Here is a 16,379-nt window from a genome sequence, read left to right as displayed (position 1 = left end):
AAACGGGGGGATCGGATAAAGCCCTACTGATTTAGTAGGAATAATTCGCAGGTAGGCTAAGCACTTTCCTGTAGGAGCGAGCTTGCTCGCGAATGGCCCCGCAGCGGGGGCTGGTTCGCGAGCAAGGACCGGGCGTTCCCCTCGGTCCTACAGGTTCAGGTCCGCGATCTGGTTTACAGGTTCTCGTAGCGATTCATGTCCAGCACGCCTGCCTCCACCGGTTCGGTTTCGCGCAGGTAGGCATCCAGGTCGTGGAAGTAGAACCAGAACTGCGGGTTGCTGCGACGCACTCCCCAGCGGTCGGCGATCTTCTCGAAGTCCGCCGCACTCTTTACCTGCTCCAGGGCGCCGACGAAATCCCGCACCTCGGCCGCCTTCAGGTTGAACATGAAGTTCGGGTAGCTCGACAGCACGCCTGGGTAGATGGTCAGCGTATCCAGCCCCGGCTGGTAGCGCAGCGACTCGCCCGTCATGAAGGCCACGTTGCTGTGGGCACGGTTGCGCAGCACGGTGTAGATCTCGCGCTGGCCGTCCGGCAGTTCCACACGCAGCATGGTCGCCTCGGGGAACTGGTCGATGACCGGCAGGCCGGCAGCCGGGCGGCTGACCAGCCGGCTGAAGGCCTGTTCGGCGTCCTGCAGCGGTGCGGCCACCGAGTTGCGGTAGCAAGCGCCGTTTTCGCACAGGTTGATCGGGTCGGGCCGCGCATTGAGCGCCACGTAGTGCTTCAGCAATTGCTTGGCGAAGGCCAGCTTGGCGCCCTTCTCCGGCAGGAACAGCCCGGTGGGCGCGTCGCTGTCGGTGGTGTAGTAGTCGGCCCACATCTTCAGCTTGCCGCTGCTCTGGTACCAGTCATCCAGCAGCTTCTTGCGCGCCCCCACCGGCATCAGGCGCAGGAAATTCTGCTCGGCGCCGTTGCGGATCAGGTCGAAGTACAGACGCGTCTGCGCCTGGTGGGCGACGTTGCCGAACACGTCGAAGTTCACCACCAGCCCGTAGTAGGTGCGCTCCAGCAGCGGGTAGTCCATCCACCAGAGGGTCTGCGGCACGCCGCCGATCAGGCCCTTGCGCACCGAAGCGCTGTCGTACTGGCGGAAGATGCTCAGCACGGCGTTGTCGTTGCCGGCCCAGATGTCCGCCCAGGTCGGCGCGGGCGCCTCGTCATAGACGTCCTGGCGCAGCTCTTCGTATTTATTGCGCTTGTCGCGGTAGGAGCGCCATTGCGACAGCATCGCGCCGACGTCGTCGATCTGCCCCGGCAGCGCCAGCAGCGGCGAGGCCTGGCGCTGGAATTTCGGATCGGTGACATAGAGGTCGTGGTCCGGGTCCTGGAACACCGCCCAGAAGTTGTCGCGGATCACGTCGGTGGCGATCTGCCCACGGCACACCGGCCCGCGGATGAAGGTACGGACGAAGTACTCGGCGTTGTCCAGCATGAACTGGTAGCGCGCCCGCGCCGGAATCGCCTCGAAGGTCACGAAGGGGTTGGCGCGGTGCTGCAGGCCGTAGCCGGGCACCTTGTCGGTAGTCCAGGCGGTGCCGTAGAACAGCTCCTGGTTGCGCTTGAGCCGCGCCTCGTTGAGCGGATAGGTGATGTGCGTCTTGTGCACGATCACACCCTGGATCGGCCACAGGCGGTAATAGAAGGTATTGCCCGGATCGTCGTTCGGCCGCCGCGTGGCGATGGGGTCGATGGGCTGGCCGCTGGGCGTGCGCGAGCGCACCAGCTGGAAGAAGTGCCCCGGCTCGCCGCGCTCGGTGAAGTACAGGTGGGCGAGGAACAGGTGCTCGTAGATCCAGCGCGACACCAGGCTCTGACGGGCGCCGGGCTGGTTGAGGAAGCTTTCCCACTCGGCGATCTGCTGCGCTTCGCCGCTGCCCGGCTGCCAGGCCTGTTCGTCCACCGGCGCGCCCTGGGCCAGCCAGGTCTTGATGGTTTTCAGCTGCTTGTCGGTTAGGCCGGTAACGGCGAAGGGCATGCCGCTGCGCGGGTTCTTCGCCACGAAGTCGTCGATGGTCGCGGGCGTCGGGCACTGGTTGGTGCGGTTGATCGACAGGTCGAGCCCATCGGGGATCTTCGCGTTGGGCACCAGCGGGTGGTCATGCCCCAGGTCGATCATCCGTGCCATCAGCGCCGCCTGGCTGCCGCGGCCATCGAGCACCGACCAGAAGTCCTTGCGTCGCCAGGCATCCGCACCGTGGGCGTCGAGGAACAGCCGGGTGGTGTCCTGTGCCTTGGTACGCGCGCCGTCATACACCGGCAGCTTGTTCGCGCCGCGTTGCGCGCCTTCGGCGGCCGTCAGGTTGAGCTGGCACGGCGAGTCGTAGCAGGCATGGCAGGCCACGCATTTCTCGGTGAAGATCGGTTGGATATCGCGGGTGTAGGACATCGATTCGGCACGCAGGCCCACGCTGGCCATGAGCAGGGCCAGCAGCACGAGGATCCGGGGGAGCATGGGGGTGTTCCTTGGCCAGTAACGCCGGCAAGTCTATCAACTCGCGGCCCGGCCGGCTCCGCGCCTTTTGGCTAGCGCGCGTCGCGCTCCAGGGTGGATAGCTCGTGGCGCAGCAATATCGGCAGCTCGGCGGCCTCGAACTGACCGGCGAACAGCGGCACGGCGAAGGCGTAGCCATCGCCGCTGCGCTTGAGCACGAAAGCCAGTTGCAGCCGCGCCAGGGAGGCCTTGAGCGCCACAGCATCGATGCGCTCGCCGAACAGCTCGATCAGCACCGCCAGGCCGGTGCCGGCATGCTGCGCGCAGTGGTAGACGATGATCCGGTCCAGGCGGCAGGCCGTCTCGTCCTGGCTCAGGCGGCCCCAGCCGGCCAGTGCATCCTGTACCGCCTGGGAGGCCAGCGCGCCCTTGAGTTGCAGCCGCTCGATCACCCGCGCCCCCGGCGGCAGCGCCTCCAGGCATTCCTGGCAGAGAATGGCGACCAAATTGGCGCGCTGGCCGCTGGCGTCCACCAGGTCTTCCAGCAGGGTGTCGCTGGCGAACCCCAGCCGCAGCCGCGCCAGGGGCACACTGGCCAGTTCGCGGCAGGCCTGGCGCTCCAGCGCGCCGATGGTCAGCACCTCGCCGAAGTTGCGCAGCGGCGACTGGTAGTCCAGCACGGCAGTGGCATAGAGGTCCCAGAAACCGGCCAGCATGAACCAGCAACGCCCCTCCTCGCTCAATGCGCGCAGGGTCGATAGCTGTGGATAGCCGTTGGCGGCCTCGTCACGGAAGAACAGGTCGGCCTCGTCGATCAGCAGGAACAGGCGCTTGCCGAGTTGCTGGGTATTGATGTGTTCGATGATCGCCTCCAACGTGCTTTCTGCGGGAAGGCCGAACTGCAGCGCCAGCCGTGGCGTGAGGCGGTGGTCGCGTAGCGACACGTAGTGGCAGACCACCTGCGGATGATCCTCCAGGCGCCGCTGCACGGCCTTGAGCAGGCTGCTCTTGCCCAACTGCCGGCCGCCAACCACCAGGTAATTGGCCGGCTCGCGGTTGAGTACTCGCGCCAGCAACTGGTCGCGGCCGAAGAACGAGCTGGCGCGCACCACGCCGCCGCGCGTCTGGTACGGCGAGATGCGGGTCAGCCGCAGTTGTGCGGCGAGCAGGCGCAGCAGCAGCTCGCCGGGGTTGCCGCCCAGCAACCATTGGGTCTGCTCGCGGGCGTCGATCGCCACGCAGAGATTGGCGGTATCGGCGCAGTACTTCAGCAATTGTTCCTGGCGCTCGCCGAGCAGCACCAGCATCACGTCGAGTCCGGTGTGGGAAACGCGCAGGTGCTGGAGGACGCGGGTCTCGTTCTCCTCAGTCGCCGGCACATAGACCAGGCAACGATCCAGGGAAACCGGCACATCCTCGGGCAGCTTCCACTCGAATACCCGCCCCGGCAGCGACCAGCCCCAGCTCACCTGGCAACTGGCACCCAACGCCAGGGCCAGCGCCTGGGCGCGCTGCTCCGCTTCGGCGCCCACGTAGGCCAGCGCCTGCTGCCAGCTCTGCGCTTCGATGCCGGCGGCACGCAGGGTTGCCCTGCGCCGCCCGAGCAGACCGAGCAGGCGGTCGACCCTGGGCAGGTCCGCCGGCGGCATGTCCAGCAGGCGTTGCGGGCGCAGCTGCACCGGCCCCAGCAAAGGGTGGCGAAACAGCAGGAGCAACGCGGCGATGACGAACAGCAGCGCGCAGATGATCACCAGCCAGCGCAGGTTCTCCACCAGCGGGCTGTCGTTCGAGGCCTTGTCCGCGGACTCCAGGCAGAAGTTCATCAGGTAGCGCGCGGGAACCGGCGGGCTCCCCGGCCGGCAGCTCCACTCGCTGCTGCGCGGCGGCATGTCGACGATGACTTGCTTGCCGGCCAGGTCGCCCATCTCGCTGCGATCCGCGACGGTCATCAGCAGGCGCTGCGGCTGCGGCGAAACGACGTTCAACACGGGATGTTCGATGGAGGGCGCGAAAGCCTGGATGTTCTCGGGCCAGTGGCCCTCGATCTGCTGCGCCTCCATCATCGCCGTTCGCCAGGCGGCCATTTCGCCGAAGAACTGTTCGAACGCCGCATTGCCCAGTGCCGCATCGCGGGTGAAGGGATTGAGCCGGGGCGCCAACACAGCGCTGACCAGCAGGAAGGTCACACTGGCAATGACCAGCAGGCGCTTGTAGCTCACCGCGCCCCGCTGGCGACTCAGGCCTCGACGCATGCGTCCAGCACTTGGCGGCCCGTCTGCCGGATGATCTCGCAGCGCCATACCAGGCGCGCAGAATCCCCGTGACCGCGGACGGTGATCAGGTTGTTCCAGAACAGCCGACGCAGCTCGCCATCGGCCAGGTACGGGCTGGCGCGCCCCAGGTCGTCCGCCTCCAGGCGCAGGCGCAGGCGTTCACGTGAGCTGTCGGTTTCGCTCAGCGGCAGGAAGGCCTGCCAGAGCCGGGCACTGCGGGACAGTAGTTGATGCAGCGCTTGGCGGGACTCCGCGGTCAGCACGGTGTACTGCACCAGCCACTCCAACCCCTCCTCCGCCAGCGCCGGGTGGCCGCCGCAGCTTTCCAGCAGCTCGCCGAGCATGGCCTGGTCGAAGCGCTGCCCGGGCCAACGGCGCTGGGCGAGCAGCGCCAGGTCGGCGAGGGTCAACTCGGACCAGTGGCTGACCTGAGCGATGTTCAGCAGCGAGAGGTCGCCACTGCGGTATTTCAGGTCGGCCAGCGCTTCCCCGCCGCACAACAACAGATGCAGGCGACCACTGTGCATTTCACTCAGGCTGCGCAGGATGCCGGCGAGCATCTCGCGCAGTTCTGCGGTGCCCTGTTCGAAACGGCTGACCAGGCAAAAGATCCGTTCGCCGGCCAGCAGGCGGCGCTCCAGGGCGGCTTCGAAGTCGTAGTCAGAGGTGATGTCGGCGAAGCCACACTGGCGGCCGATGGCGGCGAAGTAGTCGCTGCTGGCGGTGCTGGCGCTGTAGGGCGGCTGGATATGCAGCACCGACTGTTCGCCGTAAAGCCCACGGGCACGGGTCAGCAGTTCCTGGCGGAACGGCGGCTGGCCCCAGTGCGCCTGGGACAGCAGCAGGACGATGGGATACGGCGTGAGCCTGCGCAACTGGTCGAACAACGAGTCGATGTAGGGCGCGAAAGGCACGCCGCCGGCAGCCTCGGCCTGCAGCGGGAATTCCGGTTCGAAGCCCGCGGCACTGAACAGGCGGTTGGTTTCCGACTCGGTCAGGCGCAGGTAGCGGGCGCAGGCGATGAGCTTGTCGCGGGATTTCGGGTTAGGCAGCGACAGGCCGTTGCGCCAGTTGTTCACCGCCTCGCGGCTCAGGCCGATTTCCGTCGCCACGCCCGAAGCGCTGGCGCGAATGCGCCGCATATAGAGCGTCAGCAGTTGCGAAAATGCATCCGTATCCAAGGTCGCCAATCCATAGCTTGCGTGGGGCGGCCAGCTGCGCCGCACGCTCCATCCCTGCCGGTCCTGCGATGCTGCCGGCTGCATGATCCGGCAGGCGATCATGGCGCCCTGCCGACGGCGAGCAGGCAGATAGCCACTACCTCTCGCCGCGCGCCAGCATACGCATGGCCGGGTTTTGCGCCTAGATGGGTGCGACAGCGTTTCGCTTTTGGCTGCGACGGGTTTCGCATTTCACGGTAGCGGACCGATGGGCCGGAAGCTGGCGCATCAGTCCGCGCCATCGGCAACCTCGGGTTCCTCGCGCTTTTCGCTGAGGTCGCTGTACTCGACCCAGCCATACAGCAGCGGCAGGACGATGGCGAGCACCACGCCCAGGCCCAGCCACATCCAGAAGCCCTTGAAGAACACCAGCGCCAGCACGGTCAGGATCACCGCGTGCAGCAGGCCCTTGGCCATCTGCCAGAGCACCAGCCCGGTCTTGATCACGCCTCCGGGGCCGACGCCCGTCTGGCGCGCCACCTTGGCGATTTCGGCGATGCCCTCCACCAGCGCCTTGGCTTTCTCCTCCTGCTCGCGCTCTTCCTCGATCAGCTTGCGCAGGGGCACCGGTCGCGCCACGCAGACACTGGTGTCCTCCTCCCCTTCCTCGCGCTGGACGTCCAACTGGGCGGTGACGATGGGCGCGATGAAGGGTTCGCGGTGATACAGGTCGGAGCGATTCACCAGCTTGCCGTCGAGGAAATGGTGGCGCTGGGTTTCGCCGACCTGGTCGTGGAACACCTCGACTACCGCCGCGCGCAGGCCGCGCTCGAACAGGCTCTCCAGCAGCACCAGCGGCAGGTTGGCGCGCACCGAGGTGTCGAAGTCCAGGCGGATGTACTCGGGCTGCGCGCTGAACTGCTGGTTGAACCATTCGCCCTGCCAGACTCCCGAGAGATCGACACCCAGGCGCTGCTGGTAGACGAGTGATTTCTCCTCGTCACCCCGCATCAGGTTGACCAGCGACAGCACGCACAGCTCGTGCGGGCCCTGCTCCTTGAAGAACAGCATCAGGGTGTTGGCGTTCTGCGACATGGGTGTCTCCTTGCGTGCGAATTCCTTGGGCGAGCGGCCAGCGACGCGAAACTTCCTCATCCGTGCCGCCTTGTGCCGTGGATTCTTCCAGCAAGCCCGTCGTCAGGCAGTTCCGGACTTGTCAGGTCCGGCCGGGGCGCGGTTGACAGGACGTCAAGTCGTCCCTCGCGCCAACATGAGCAGAATTCATGGAAAACCGCGAACCACCGGAAAGCTGTGCAGCTTTGCTATCATCAGCGACCTTTCGCCACGCCCTTTTCCCCCAGGTATTCCAATGATCGACCGTGCCGCACGCCTGCAAGCCCTCCAGCAAGCCCTCAAGGAGCGCATCCTGATCCTCGACGGCGGCATGGGCACCATGATCCAGAGCTACAAGCTGCAGGAAGAGGACTACCGTGGCGCGCGCTTCGCCGACTGGCCGAGCGACGTGAAGGGCAACAACGACCTGCTGCTGCTCAGCCGCCCGGACGTGATCCAGGCCATCGAGAAGGCCTACCTCGATGCCGGCGCCGACATCCTCGAGACCAACACCTTCAACGCCACCCGCGTGTCGCAGGCCGACTACGACATGCAGGAGCTGGCCTACGAGATGAACGTCGAGGGCGCGCGCCTGGCCCGTGAAGTGGCCGACGCCAAGACCGCCGAGACCCCGGACCGCCCGCGCTTCGTCGCCGGCGTCCTCGGCCCGACCAGCCGCACCTGCTCGATTTCCCCGGACGTCAACGACCCCGGCTTCCGCAACGTCACCTTCGACGAACTGGTGGAGAACTACAGCGAATCCACCCGCGGCCTGATCGAGGGCGGCGCGGACCTGATCCTGATCGAGACCATCTTCGACACCCTCAACGCCAAGGCAGCGATCTTCGCCGTGCAGGGCGTCTATGAAGAGCTGGGCGTCGAGTTGCCGATCATGATCTCCGGCACCATCACCGACGCCTCCGGCCGCACCCTGTCCGGCCAGACCACCGAGGCCTTCTGGAACTCGGTGCGCCACGCCAACCCGATCTCCGTCGGCCTCAACTGCGCCCTCGGTGCAAAAGAGCTGCGCCCGTACCTGGAAGAGCTGGCGACCAAGGCCGGGACCCACGTCTCCGCCCACCCCAACGCCGGCCTGCCGAACGCCTTCGGCGAGTACGACGAGACCCCGGCGGAAATGGCGGTGGTCGTGGAAGAGTTCGCCTCATCCGGCTTCCTCAACATCATCGGCGGCTGCTGCGGCACCACGCCGGGCCATATCGAGGCCATCGCCAAGGCCGTAGCCAAGTACGCGCCACGCGCCATCCCGGAGATTCCCAAGGCCTGCCGCCTGTCCGGCCTGGAACCCTTCACCATCGACCGCAACTCGCTGTTCGTGAACGTCGGCGAGCGCACCAACATCACCGGCTCGGCCAAGTTCGCGCGGCTGATCCGCGAGGAGAACTACGCCGAAGCGCTGGAAGTGGCGCAGCAGCAGGTGGAAGCCGGCGCCCAGGTGATCGACATCAACATGGACGAGGGCATGCTCGACTCCAAGGCGGCCATGGTGAAGTTCCTCAACCTGATCGCCTCCGAGCCGGACATCTCCCGCGTGCCGATCATGATCGACTCATCCAAGTGGGAGGTGATCGAAGCCGGCCTGAAGTGCATCCAGGGCAAGGGCATCGTCAACTCCATCTCCATGAAGGAAGGCGTCGAGCAGTTCAAGCACCACGCCCGCCTGTGCAAGCGCTATGGCGCCGCCGTGGTGGTGATGGCCTTCGACGAAGCCGGCCAGGCCGATACCCAGGCGCGCAAGGAAGAAATCTGCCAGCGCTCCTACGACATCCTGGTCAACGAAGTGGGCTTCCCGCCGGAAGACATCATCTTCGACCCGAACATCTTCGCGGTCGCCACCGGTATCGAGGAACACAACAACTACGCGGTCGACTTCATCGAGGCCTGCGCCTACATCCGTGACAACCTGCCCTACGCACTGACCTCGGGCGGGGTGTCCAACGTGTCGTTCTCGTTCCGTGGCAACAACCCGGTGCGCGAGGCGATCCACTCGGTGTTCCTCTACTACGCGATCCAGAACGGCCTGACGATGGGCATCGTCAACGCCGGCCAGTTGGAGATCTACGACGAGATCCCGAAGGAGCTGCGCGACAAGGTCGAGGACGTGGTGCTCAACCGCAGCCCGGACGCCACCGAAGCGCTGCTGGCCATCGCCGACAACTACAAGGGCGGCGGCGCGGTCAAGGAAGTGGAAGACGAAGAGTGGCGCAGCCACAGCGTCGAGAAGCGCCTGGAGCACGCCCTGGTCAAGGGCATCACCACCTTCATCGTCGAAGACACCGAGGAATGCCGGCAGAAGTGCGCGCGCCCCATCGAGGTCATCGAAGGCCCACTGATGTCCGGCATGAACGTGGTCGGTGACCTGTTCGGCGCCGGCAAGATGTTCCTCCCGCAGGTGGTGAAATCCGCCCGCGTGATGAAGCAGGCCGTGGCGCACCTGATTCCCTTCATCGAAGCGGAAAAAGGCGACAAGCCAGAAGCCAAGGGCAAGATTCTCATGGCCACGGTGAAGGGCGACGTCCACGACATCGGCAAGAACATCGTCGGCGTGGTGCTGGGCTGCAACGGCTACGACATCGTCGACCTGGGCGTGATGGTCCCGGCGGAGAAGATCCTGCAGACCGCCCGCGAGCAGAAGTGCGACATCATCGGCCTGTCCGGCCTGATCACTCCGTCGCTGGACGAGATGGTCCACGTGGCCAAGGAGATGCAGCGGCAGAACTTCAGCCTGCCCCTGCTGATCGGCGGCGCCACCACCTCCAAGGCGCACACCGCGGTGAAGATCGACCCGCAGTACAGCAACGACGCGGTGGTCTACGTCACCGACGCCTCCCGCGCGGTGGGCGTGGCGACCACGCTGCTGTCCAAGGAAATGAAGCCCGAGTACGCCCGCAAGCTGCGCGAAGAGTACGCGGAAGTGCGCGAACGCACCGCCAACCGCAGCGCGCGCACCGAGCGCCTGAGCTACGAACAGGCCATCGCCGCCAAGCCGAAGTTCGACTGGGCCGGCTACCAGCCGCCGGTGCCGAGCTTCACCGGCGTCAAGGTGCTGGATGATATCGACCTCAACGTGCTGGCCGAGTACATCGACTGGACGCCCTTCTTCATCTCCTGGGACCTGGCCGGCAAGTACCCGCGCATCCTCACCGACGAAGTCGTGGGCGAAGCGGCGACCAGCCTGTTCAACGACGCCCAGGCGATGCTGAAGAAGCTGATCGACGAGAAGCTGATCAAGTCCCGTGCTGTGCTGGGCTTCTGGCCGGCCAACCAGGTGCACCACGACGACCTGGAAGTCTACGGCGACGACGGCCACAAGCTGGCCACCCTGCACCACCTGCGCCAGCAGACCATCAAGCCCGACGGCAAGCCGAACTTCAGCCTGGCCGACTTTGTCGCGCCCAAGGACAGCGGCGTGAAGGACTACGTCGGCGGCTTCATCACTACCGCCGGCATCGGCGCCGAGGAAGTGGCCAAGGCCTACGAGGCCAAGGGCGACGACTACAGCGCGATCATGGTCAAGGCCCTGGCCGACCGCCTCGCCGAAGCCTGCGCCGAATGGCTGCACGAGCGCGTGCGCAAGGAATACTGGGGTTACCAGCCCGAGGAACACCTGGACAACGAGGCGCTGATCAAGGAGCAGTACGTCGGCATCCGTCCGGCGCCCGGCTACCCGGCCTGCCCGGACCATACCGAGAAAGGCACGCTGTTCCAGCTGCTCGATCCGCAGGGCCTGTCCGGCGTGACCCTGACCGAGCACTACGCGATGTTCCCCGCCGCCGCCGTCAGCGGCTGGTACTTCGCCCACCCGCAGGCGCAGTACTTCGCCGTGGGCAAGCTCGACAAGGACCAGATCGAACGCTACAGCGCGCGCAAGGACCAGGAAATCAGCACCAGCGAGCGCTGGCTGTCGCCCAACCTGGGCTACGACAACTGATCTGACGCCCCACGCCGCAGCCGGGCCCGCCCGGCGCGGCGGTTTCGTCAGGCAGGTCCGCGGCCTGGGGAAAAGCTTCGCTGCATATCCTGCGCAGATGCGGGATAATCCCGCCATCCTGGGCACCCCCAGGGCACAACGGATCGAAGCTGGCCACCCGCCAGGCTTCCGCTGAAGAGAGAATCACAGATGAAATACCTCACCCCCGAACAAATGGCCAAGCCTCGCAAACGCCGCCTGCTGAAGAAGCTGCGCCTGGGCGAGTTCCAGGAGTTCGGCTTCAGCCTCGAAGTGAACTACACCGGCGACCTGGATGACGTGCTCGACCAGTGGATCGCCTTCGTCGAGTCCGAAGGCTGGGTCTTCGTCGGCGGCGCCACCGAAGACGGCGAGTTCACCGGCTACCTGTGCCTGAACGACGTCGGCAGCCTGACCGAAGCCGACCGCGAGACCACCCGTCTGTGGCTGGAAAAGCAGTCCTGGGTGAAATCCTTCGAACTGGGCGAGCTGAGCGACTGCTGGCACGGCCTGTTCGAGGAGTAAGCACTCCTTGCGCAAAGCGTGGGCGGGCCTCCCCGCCCGCCCACGTCCATCAGCTCACCTCAGATCGCCACCTGTGCCTCGACCTCCTGCAACTTGCGCCGCGCCAGCGCCAGGTTGGCTTTCACCTTGTCCAGCACGTAGTACATGAACACCCCTTCGTGCTTCGCCATCGGGCGGATGATGTGGTACTGCCGGCCGAGGGTGATGAGGATGTCCTCGATCACGTCGTTGAGCGCCAGGGACTTCATGGTCTTGAGCTTGGCGCGCACCACCTCGGTGTTGCCCGCGGCCGCCAGTTCCAGGTCCACGCCGCCTCCTGCCTGCCCGAGCAGCATGCCGCTCTTGGCATCCACCACGGCCGACGCCAGGGCACCATCCAGGTTCAGCAGTTCGTCCAGCGATTGTTGCAGTGCTGCCATAGCGATTACTCCTTGAGTGCGCGTCCTGTTATAGGGGCCCCGCGACCGCGCGCGCCGCGAAACCTTTTGTCTCAGCCGGCCAGCGACAGATCCGCCAGCCGGGTTGCCGTTCGCTTGGCCTGGTAGAGCACCTGGCCAAGCATCTCCTCTCGATCGGCGACCAGGTTGAGGATCATCGGATGGCTCGGATGCGGTATGTCGACGATGACGATGTAGCCCTCGCTGGCCTCGACTATCACGTTCTGGTGCGGGCCGACCTCGCTCTCCTGGCCGACCATGGCGCCAAGGGCCGAAATCGAGCAGGCCATGGCTGCCAGCTTGGAAACCTCCAGCCCCTTACCGGCGCGGGAGGCCACCTCAAAGCCGTCGGTGGTGGCGATCACCGCCGCGCTCAGCCGCCCCAGGCTGGCGCCGAGCTCATCCAACGCCTGTTCGGCGTCGTTCCGCAGTCTTTCCGGCAAGCTCGTCAAGGCGTGTTCCATGGTCGACTCCAGTCGGTTGCAAACGTCAGGCTTCAGGCCGCCGTGCATTCCAGTTGCAGCAGGAGCAGGTCGAGCAGCATGCGCACCTGCTCCGCCTCGCGTACGTCCACTTCGACTACCGGGAAGCTGTGGCCGGCCCGCGCCAGCGCGGCGGCGTAGTCATCCAGGCCGGGGACGGGATGCCCTGGCAGTCGCCCGACGCCGATGACACAGGGCGCACCGGCGATGCAGTCGGCAAAGCCATCGAGGTAAACCTGCAGGTCGCCCAGCGGATCGGGCCGCGAGTTGTCGATCAGGATCACCAGCCCCAGCGCCCCGCGCGCGAGGATGCCCCACATGAAGGCGAAGCGCGCCTGACCGGGCGTGCCGTAAAGGCGCAGGCGCTCATCGGGCCCGAGCACCACTTCGCCGTAGTCCAGGCCGACCGTGGTGCGTGCCTTGTCCAGGTTGGGATCGTTGTTCTGCACATCGGTGCTGACCGGCTCGATATCGCTGATCGCGGCGATGGCGGTGGTCTTGCCGGCGCCCATGGTGCCGGTGAAGAGGATCTTGTATTCCCTCATCGACCGACCTCCGAAGCACCGCCAAGGCCGAAGTGGCGGCGGATGCGCGCCAGCAGGCCGACGGGGGCGGCTGCCTGTTGCTCGGGCCGCGCCGGCAAGGCCTCGCCGGGCTGGAGCATGTCCTGGGCGGCCATCAGGCGGGCGAAGCTCTCCGCCACGTGGCGCGGCACGCCGGAGCGCTCGCAAAGCTCGTCCAGGCTCATGGTCCTTGCACAGAGCAGCGTGGCCAGCCGGACGTAGCGGTGATCACCCTTGAGCAGCGCCGCTGCCGGCCAGTGCTTCAGGCGCAGAGCTTCACCCGTGGAATGCGCCGGCCGCTGGCCGATGGCGCGGGCGGCACGTTCCAGGCAATCGAATACCTCGCTGGCACGCAGCGGCCAGTGCACCCAGAGCGGTTCACCCTCGGCCGTGCGCAACTGCACCCGCGGCTCGCCCTCCTCGCCCTCCACCAGCAGGTCGGCCGGGCCATCGACATACGCCCAGCTCGCCAACGTGCGACCACTGAGCAAGCCGACAATGGACTTGAACACCACCTGATCACGCAACGCCATCCGGGCGAACCCGTAGGTGTACTGAAGCTGGTACGGCTGATTCATCGGCGCGCTCCCTTGGGCCAACAAACACCATCAACCTGCACGGGTTGATCAGGAGGCTCACCGGGACGTTGGAGGATGCCGAGCACAAGCTCGCAGAGGGCGCGGACGAACGTCCGGCCTGCTTGGCAACCCCGCGGTCATGGCCCTTGCGGGCGGTAGATCGGTGGCTTTGCGTCCCTGGCTTTCGCACAGGTTTGCCCTGGTCAATTGAATTTCAGCGTAGTACGCCGCCTTCGTTCGCCAAGCCGAAAAAACGTGACATACCTCACACAAACATCGGAAATATCACCGGAACAACTTCGCAATGTTCGTAGGCATATTCCGCCCCAAAAGGGAGCAGGAAGCCTGCCCTTCGGCTAGGATTTCCCACAGCGGCGCCTCACCGGCACGGCCCGCCGGATATCCACAACAAGCCGGAATTCACTGCCCCGAGACGCCATGCTAGAGCGCCAGCGGTTCCAGAACATTCTCAGCCTGGGCCTGCCGATCATCGGCGGCATGCTCAGCCAGAGCCTGCTCAACCTGGTGGATGCAGCCATGGTTGGCCACCTGGGGGAGAAATCCCTCGCCGGGGTCGGCATCGGCAGCTACGCCAACTTCGTCGCCATCTCCCTGGTGATGGGGCTGGGGGCCGGCGTACAGGCGCTGGTAGCTCGCCGGCGGGGCGAAGGTCGCAGCGACGAGCTGGCCGCACCGCTGAACTGCGGGCTGCTGGTCGCGCTGGGCCTGTCGCTGCCGATCACGCTGATCTGCCTGCTGTTCGCCGAGCCCATCGTCCGCGCCCTGTCCAGCGACCCTGACGTGCTGGCGGTCGGCACCCCCTACTTCGAATGGCGCGCGCTGTCGGTGCTCGCCGTGGGCCTGAACTTCTCCTTCCGGGGCTACTGGAACGGCACCCGGCGATCAGGCATGTACATGCGCACTCTGGTGGTCATGCACCTCGCCAACGCGGCGATCAGCTACAGCCTGATCCACGGCCTGTTCGGCCTGCCGCGCATGGGCGCGGTGGGAAGCGGCCTGGGCACCACCCTGGCGTTGTACATCGGCTCGCTGATCTACGCCTGGATTACCTGGCGCGATGCACGCGCCCAAGGCTGTCACCCGCGCCTGCCGAGCGAGCGCGACGTCCGCACGTTGTTGCGCCTGTCGTTGCCCAACTCGCTGCAGCAGTTCTTCTTCGCCGCCGGCATCACCCTGCTGTTCTGGATCATCGCCCAGGTCGGCACCCGCGAACTGGCCGTGGCCCACGTGCTGATCAACTTGGCGCTGTTCCTGATCCTGCCTGGCGTCGGCCTGGGCATGGCGGCAACCACCCTGGTCAGCCAGAGCATGGGCGAGCGCGATTTCGACAGCGCTCACCGCTGGGGCTGGGACGTGGTGAAGGTGGCGGCCTGTGGGCTGGCGCTGCTGGGTGCGCCGTTCTGGATATTCCCCGAGGCCATCCTGCGGCTATTCGTCAGCGACCCTGCGCTGATCGAACTGGGCCGCGTGCCGCTGATGCTGACCGGCATGGGCATGGTGATCGACGCTACGGCGCTGGTGCTGACCCAGGCGCTGCTGGGCGCGGGGGCCGTGCGCACGGTGATGGCGGTCAGCCTGGGCAATCAGTGGCTGTTCTTCCTGCCGCTGGCCTATCTGGTCGGCCCGGTACTGGGCGGCGGCCTGCTGGCGATCTGGAGCATGCAGATTCTGCAGCGCGGGCTGGCCTCGGCGATCTTCGCGGTGATGTGGCAGAAGCGCCAGTGGACGCAGATCGAACTCTAGCGCCAGCTCCGTCAGGAGCTAGGCTTGCAGGCAAAAGGAGGATGAACGATGGACGAGCAACAGAACAAGCCGCCGACCTTCTGGCAGATGCTGCACAGCGTGCTGGCCGCGGCCTTCGGCGTGCAGAGCGGGCGCAACCGGGCGCGCGACTTCACCCACGGCAAGCCCAGTCACTTCATCGCCATGGGCATTCTCTTCACGCTGATCTTCGTGCTGCTGCTGTACGGGCTGGTGCAACTGGTGCTGCATTTCGCCGGGCTGTAGGACAGGCGGCGAGGCGTTTGGTACCAGCGGGCCGCAGGACGGCCCGCCGGCACCGCTGTCACTGATGGCTGACCCAGAACACGGCGGTCGCGACCACCAGCAGGATCAGGATGAATGCGGCGCGGGCATCGACGACGCTGTCGCTGGTCTTGTTCGACGTTTCTTCGCTCATGCTTCCCCCATCTTCTCGTTATTGGCTGAAGAACCACACCACGAGTTAAGACCAGCTCTGCCCACCCCGCTACTCCCGCCCTGCTTCGAAAGCCGTTAGGCTGGCTGCTCGACAAGCACAACGACAAGAACAAGGAACAGTAATGAACCTGGTATCGCTACAGGACACCGTCGCGCCCGAGGGTGTCTGCTATGGCTGCGGCGGCAGCAACCCGCACGGACTGCACATCAAGAGCCGCTGGCACGACGACGGTATCCACGTGGTTGCCGAACACCTGCCCGAGGCCAAGTACTGCGGCTGGCCGGAGCTGGTCTACGGCGGCCTGATCGCCATGCTGGTGGACTGCCACTCCAACTGGACCGCCATGGCCTATCACTACCGCGCCGAGGGCCGCGAGCCGGGCAGCCTGCCGCGTATTGACTGCGTCACCGGCAACCTGGGCATCAAGTACATCAAGCCGACACCCATGGGCGTGCCGCTGACCCTCAGGGCGCATGTCGAGGGCGAAGTCGGCCGCAAGAGCCGGATCATCTGCGAGGTCTACGCCGGCGACGTGCTGACCTGCGTCGGCGACTCGATCTTCGTCCGCGTCGACACCTCGCAACTGCGCGATGCCGCCCACGGCCGCGAAGCCTGATCGACTGCC

The 16,379-nt window shown here is 66.0% G+C and carries 13 protein-coding genes and 1 riboswitch; of the genes, 5 read left to right on the top strand and 8 right to left on the bottom strand.

All coding sequences use genetic code 11. The features are described from left to right. Positions 1 to 173: 173 nt before the first annotated feature. From RS899_RS07600 to RS899_RS07585, 4 genes are all read right to left on the bottom strand, one after another. Entirely contained in the window at positions 174 to 2,456 is a 2,283-nt protein-coding gene (locus RS899_RS07600) for a fatty acid cis/trans isomerase (protein ID WP_315809528.1), read from the bottom strand. A 71-nt stretch (positions 2,457 to 2,527) separates the two neighbouring features. Continuing rightward, positions 2,528 to 4,687 (bottom strand): ATP-binding protein, encoded by a 2,160-nt coding sequence (locus tag RS899_RS07595; protein WP_315809527.1) that lies wholly within the window; start codon positions 4,685 to 4,687, stop codon positions 2,528 to 2,530. Further along, entirely contained in the window at positions 4,672 to 5,889 is a 1,218-nt protein-coding gene (locus RS899_RS07590; RefSeq protein ID WP_054907700.1) for a hypothetical protein, read from the bottom strand. The genes RS899_RS07595 and RS899_RS07590 overlap by 16 nt, the downstream gene beginning before the upstream one ends. A 267-nt stretch (positions 5,890 to 6,156) precedes the next feature. Next, positions 6,157 to 6,963, bottom strand: coding sequence for a hypothetical protein (locus RS899_RS07585; RefSeq protein ID WP_315809526.1), 807 nt, complete (start codon positions 6,961 to 6,963; stop codon positions 6,157 to 6,159). A gap of 274 nt (positions 6,964 to 7,237) precedes the next feature. On the opposite strand from RS899_RS07585, the gene metH reads away from it, so the two are divergent. Then, positions 7,238 to 10,930 carry a methionine synthase gene (gene metH / locus RS899_RS07580; RefSeq protein ID WP_315809525.1) on the top strand — a complete coding sequence of 1,231 codons (3,693 nt, stop codon included), beginning with the start codon at positions 7,238 to 7,240 and terminating at the stop codon, positions 10,928 to 10,930. Between the two features lie 189 nt (positions 10,931 to 11,119). Then, positions 11,120 to 11,473 carry a 50S ribosome-binding protein YggL gene (locus RS899_RS07575; protein WP_024763316.1) on the top strand — a complete coding sequence of 118 codons (354 nt, stop codon included), beginning with the start codon at positions 11,120 to 11,122 and terminating at the stop codon, positions 11,471 to 11,473. A gap of 59 nt (positions 11,474 to 11,532) precedes the next feature. Here the strand turns inward: RS899_RS07575 and RS899_RS07570 are convergent, their stop codons facing one another. The 4 genes from RS899_RS07570 to RS899_RS07555 all read right to left on the bottom strand — a co-directional run bounded on the left by RS899_RS07570 (position 11,533) and on the right by RS899_RS07555 (position 13,533). Next, positions 11,533 to 11,892 carry a hypothetical protein gene (locus RS899_RS07570; RefSeq protein ID WP_017519512.1) on the bottom strand — a complete coding sequence of 120 codons (360 nt, stop codon included), beginning with the start codon at positions 11,890 to 11,892 and terminating at the stop codon, positions 11,533 to 11,535. Positions 11,893 to 11,963: 71 nt separating this feature from the next. Continuing rightward, complete coding sequence (locus tag RS899_RS07565; RefSeq protein ID WP_024763314.1) at positions 11,964 to 12,374, bottom strand: roadblock/LC7 domain-containing protein; 411 nt, start codon at positions 12,372 to 12,374, stop codon at positions 11,964 to 11,966. A gap of 32 nt (positions 12,375 to 12,406) precedes the next feature. Beyond that, entirely contained in the window at positions 12,407 to 12,937 is a 531-nt protein-coding gene (locus RS899_RS07560) for a GTP-binding protein (protein ID WP_054907703.1), read from the bottom strand. Continuing rightward, the gene (locus RS899_RS07555) at positions 12,934 to 13,533 is read right to left on the bottom strand and encodes a hypothetical protein (RefSeq protein WP_315809524.1); all 600 of its coding nucleotides are present in this window, start codon (positions 13,531 to 13,533) and stop codon (positions 12,934 to 12,936) included. The genes RS899_RS07560 and RS899_RS07555 overlap by 4 nt, the downstream gene beginning before the upstream one ends. A gap of 121 nt (positions 13,534 to 13,654) precedes the next feature. Continuing rightward, positions 13,655 to 13,742: riboswitch (cyclic di-GMP riboswitch) on the bottom strand. Positions 13,743 to 13,971: 229 nt separating this feature from the next. Here RS899_RS07555 and RS899_RS07550 point away from each other — a divergent pair. The 3 genes from RS899_RS07550 (at position 13,972) to RS899_RS07540 (ending at position 16,370) form a co-directional block, all read left to right on the top strand. Then, on the top strand, positions 13,972 to 15,297 hold the full coding sequence (locus RS899_RS07550) for an MATE family efflux transporter (RefSeq protein ID WP_315809523.1): 1,326 nt from the start codon (positions 13,972 to 13,974) through the stop codon (positions 15,295 to 15,297). A 48-nt stretch (positions 15,298 to 15,345) separates the two neighbouring features. Continuing rightward, positions 15,346 to 15,561, top strand: coding sequence for a DUF2970 domain-containing protein (locus RS899_RS07545; protein ID WP_024763310.1), 216 nt, complete (start codon positions 15,346 to 15,348; stop codon positions 15,559 to 15,561). Between the two features lie 314 nt (positions 15,562 to 15,875). Further along, complete coding sequence (locus RS899_RS07540) at positions 15,876 to 16,370, top strand: PaaI family thioesterase (protein WP_315809522.1); 495 nt, start codon at positions 15,876 to 15,878, stop codon at positions 16,368 to 16,370. Positions 16,371 to 16,379 lie beyond the last annotated feature (9 nt).

The sequence above is a fragment of the Pseudomonas sp. C9-3 genome (genome assembly GCF_032392015.1).
Lineage (GTDB): Bacteria > Pseudomonadota > Gammaproteobacteria > Pseudomonadales > Pseudomonadaceae > Pseudomonas > Pseudomonas nitroreducens.
The sequence above is the reverse complement of the archived record's forward strand: the minus strand, read 5'-3'. Positions and strand labels throughout refer to the sequence as shown.

Bases quoted from the DNA above. Each gene is read 5' to 3' on its own strand.
- RS899_RS07600 (WP_315809528.1), bottom strand. From the start codon at position 2,456: ATGCTCCCCCGGATCCTCGTGCTGCTGGCCCTGCTCATGGCCAGCGTG.
- RS899_RS07595 (WP_315809527.1), bottom strand. From the start codon at position 4,687: ATGCGTCGAGGCCTGAGTCGCCAGCGGGGCGCGGTGAGCTACAAGCGC.
- RS899_RS07585 (WP_315809526.1), bottom strand. From the start codon at position 6,963: ATGTCGCAGAACGCCAACACCCTGATGCTGTTCTTCAAGGAGCAGGGC.
- metH (WP_315809525.1), top strand. From the start codon at position 7,238: ATGATCGACCGTGCCGCACGCCTGCAAGCCCTCCAGCAAGCCCTCAAG.
- RS899_RS07575 (WP_024763316.1), top strand. From the start codon at position 11,120: ATGAAATACCTCACCCCCGAACAAATGGCCAAGCCTCGCAAACGCCGC.
- RS899_RS07570 (WP_017519512.1), bottom strand. From the start codon at position 11,892: ATGGCAGCACTGCAACAATCGCTGGACGAACTGCTGAACCTGGATGGT.
- RS899_RS07565 (WP_024763314.1), bottom strand. From the start codon at position 12,374: ATGGAACACGCCTTGACGAGCTTGCCGGAAAGACTGCGGAACGACGCC.
- RS899_RS07560 (WP_054907703.1), bottom strand. From the start codon at position 12,937: ATGAGGGAATACAAGATCCTCTTCACCGGCACCATGGGCGCCGGCAAG.
- RS899_RS07555 (WP_315809524.1), bottom strand. From the start codon at position 13,533: ATGAATCAGCCGTACCAGCTTCAGTACACCTACGGGTTCGCCCGGATG.
- RS899_RS07550 (WP_315809523.1), top strand. From the start codon at position 13,972: ATGCTAGAGCGCCAGCGGTTCCAGAACATTCTCAGCCTGGGCCTGCCG.
- RS899_RS07545 (WP_024763310.1), top strand. From the start codon at position 15,346: ATGGACGAGCAACAGAACAAGCCGCCGACCTTCTGGCAGATGCTGCAC.
- RS899_RS07540 (WP_315809522.1), top strand. From the start codon at position 15,876: ATGAACCTGGTATCGCTACAGGACACCGTCGCGCCCGAGGGTGTCTGC.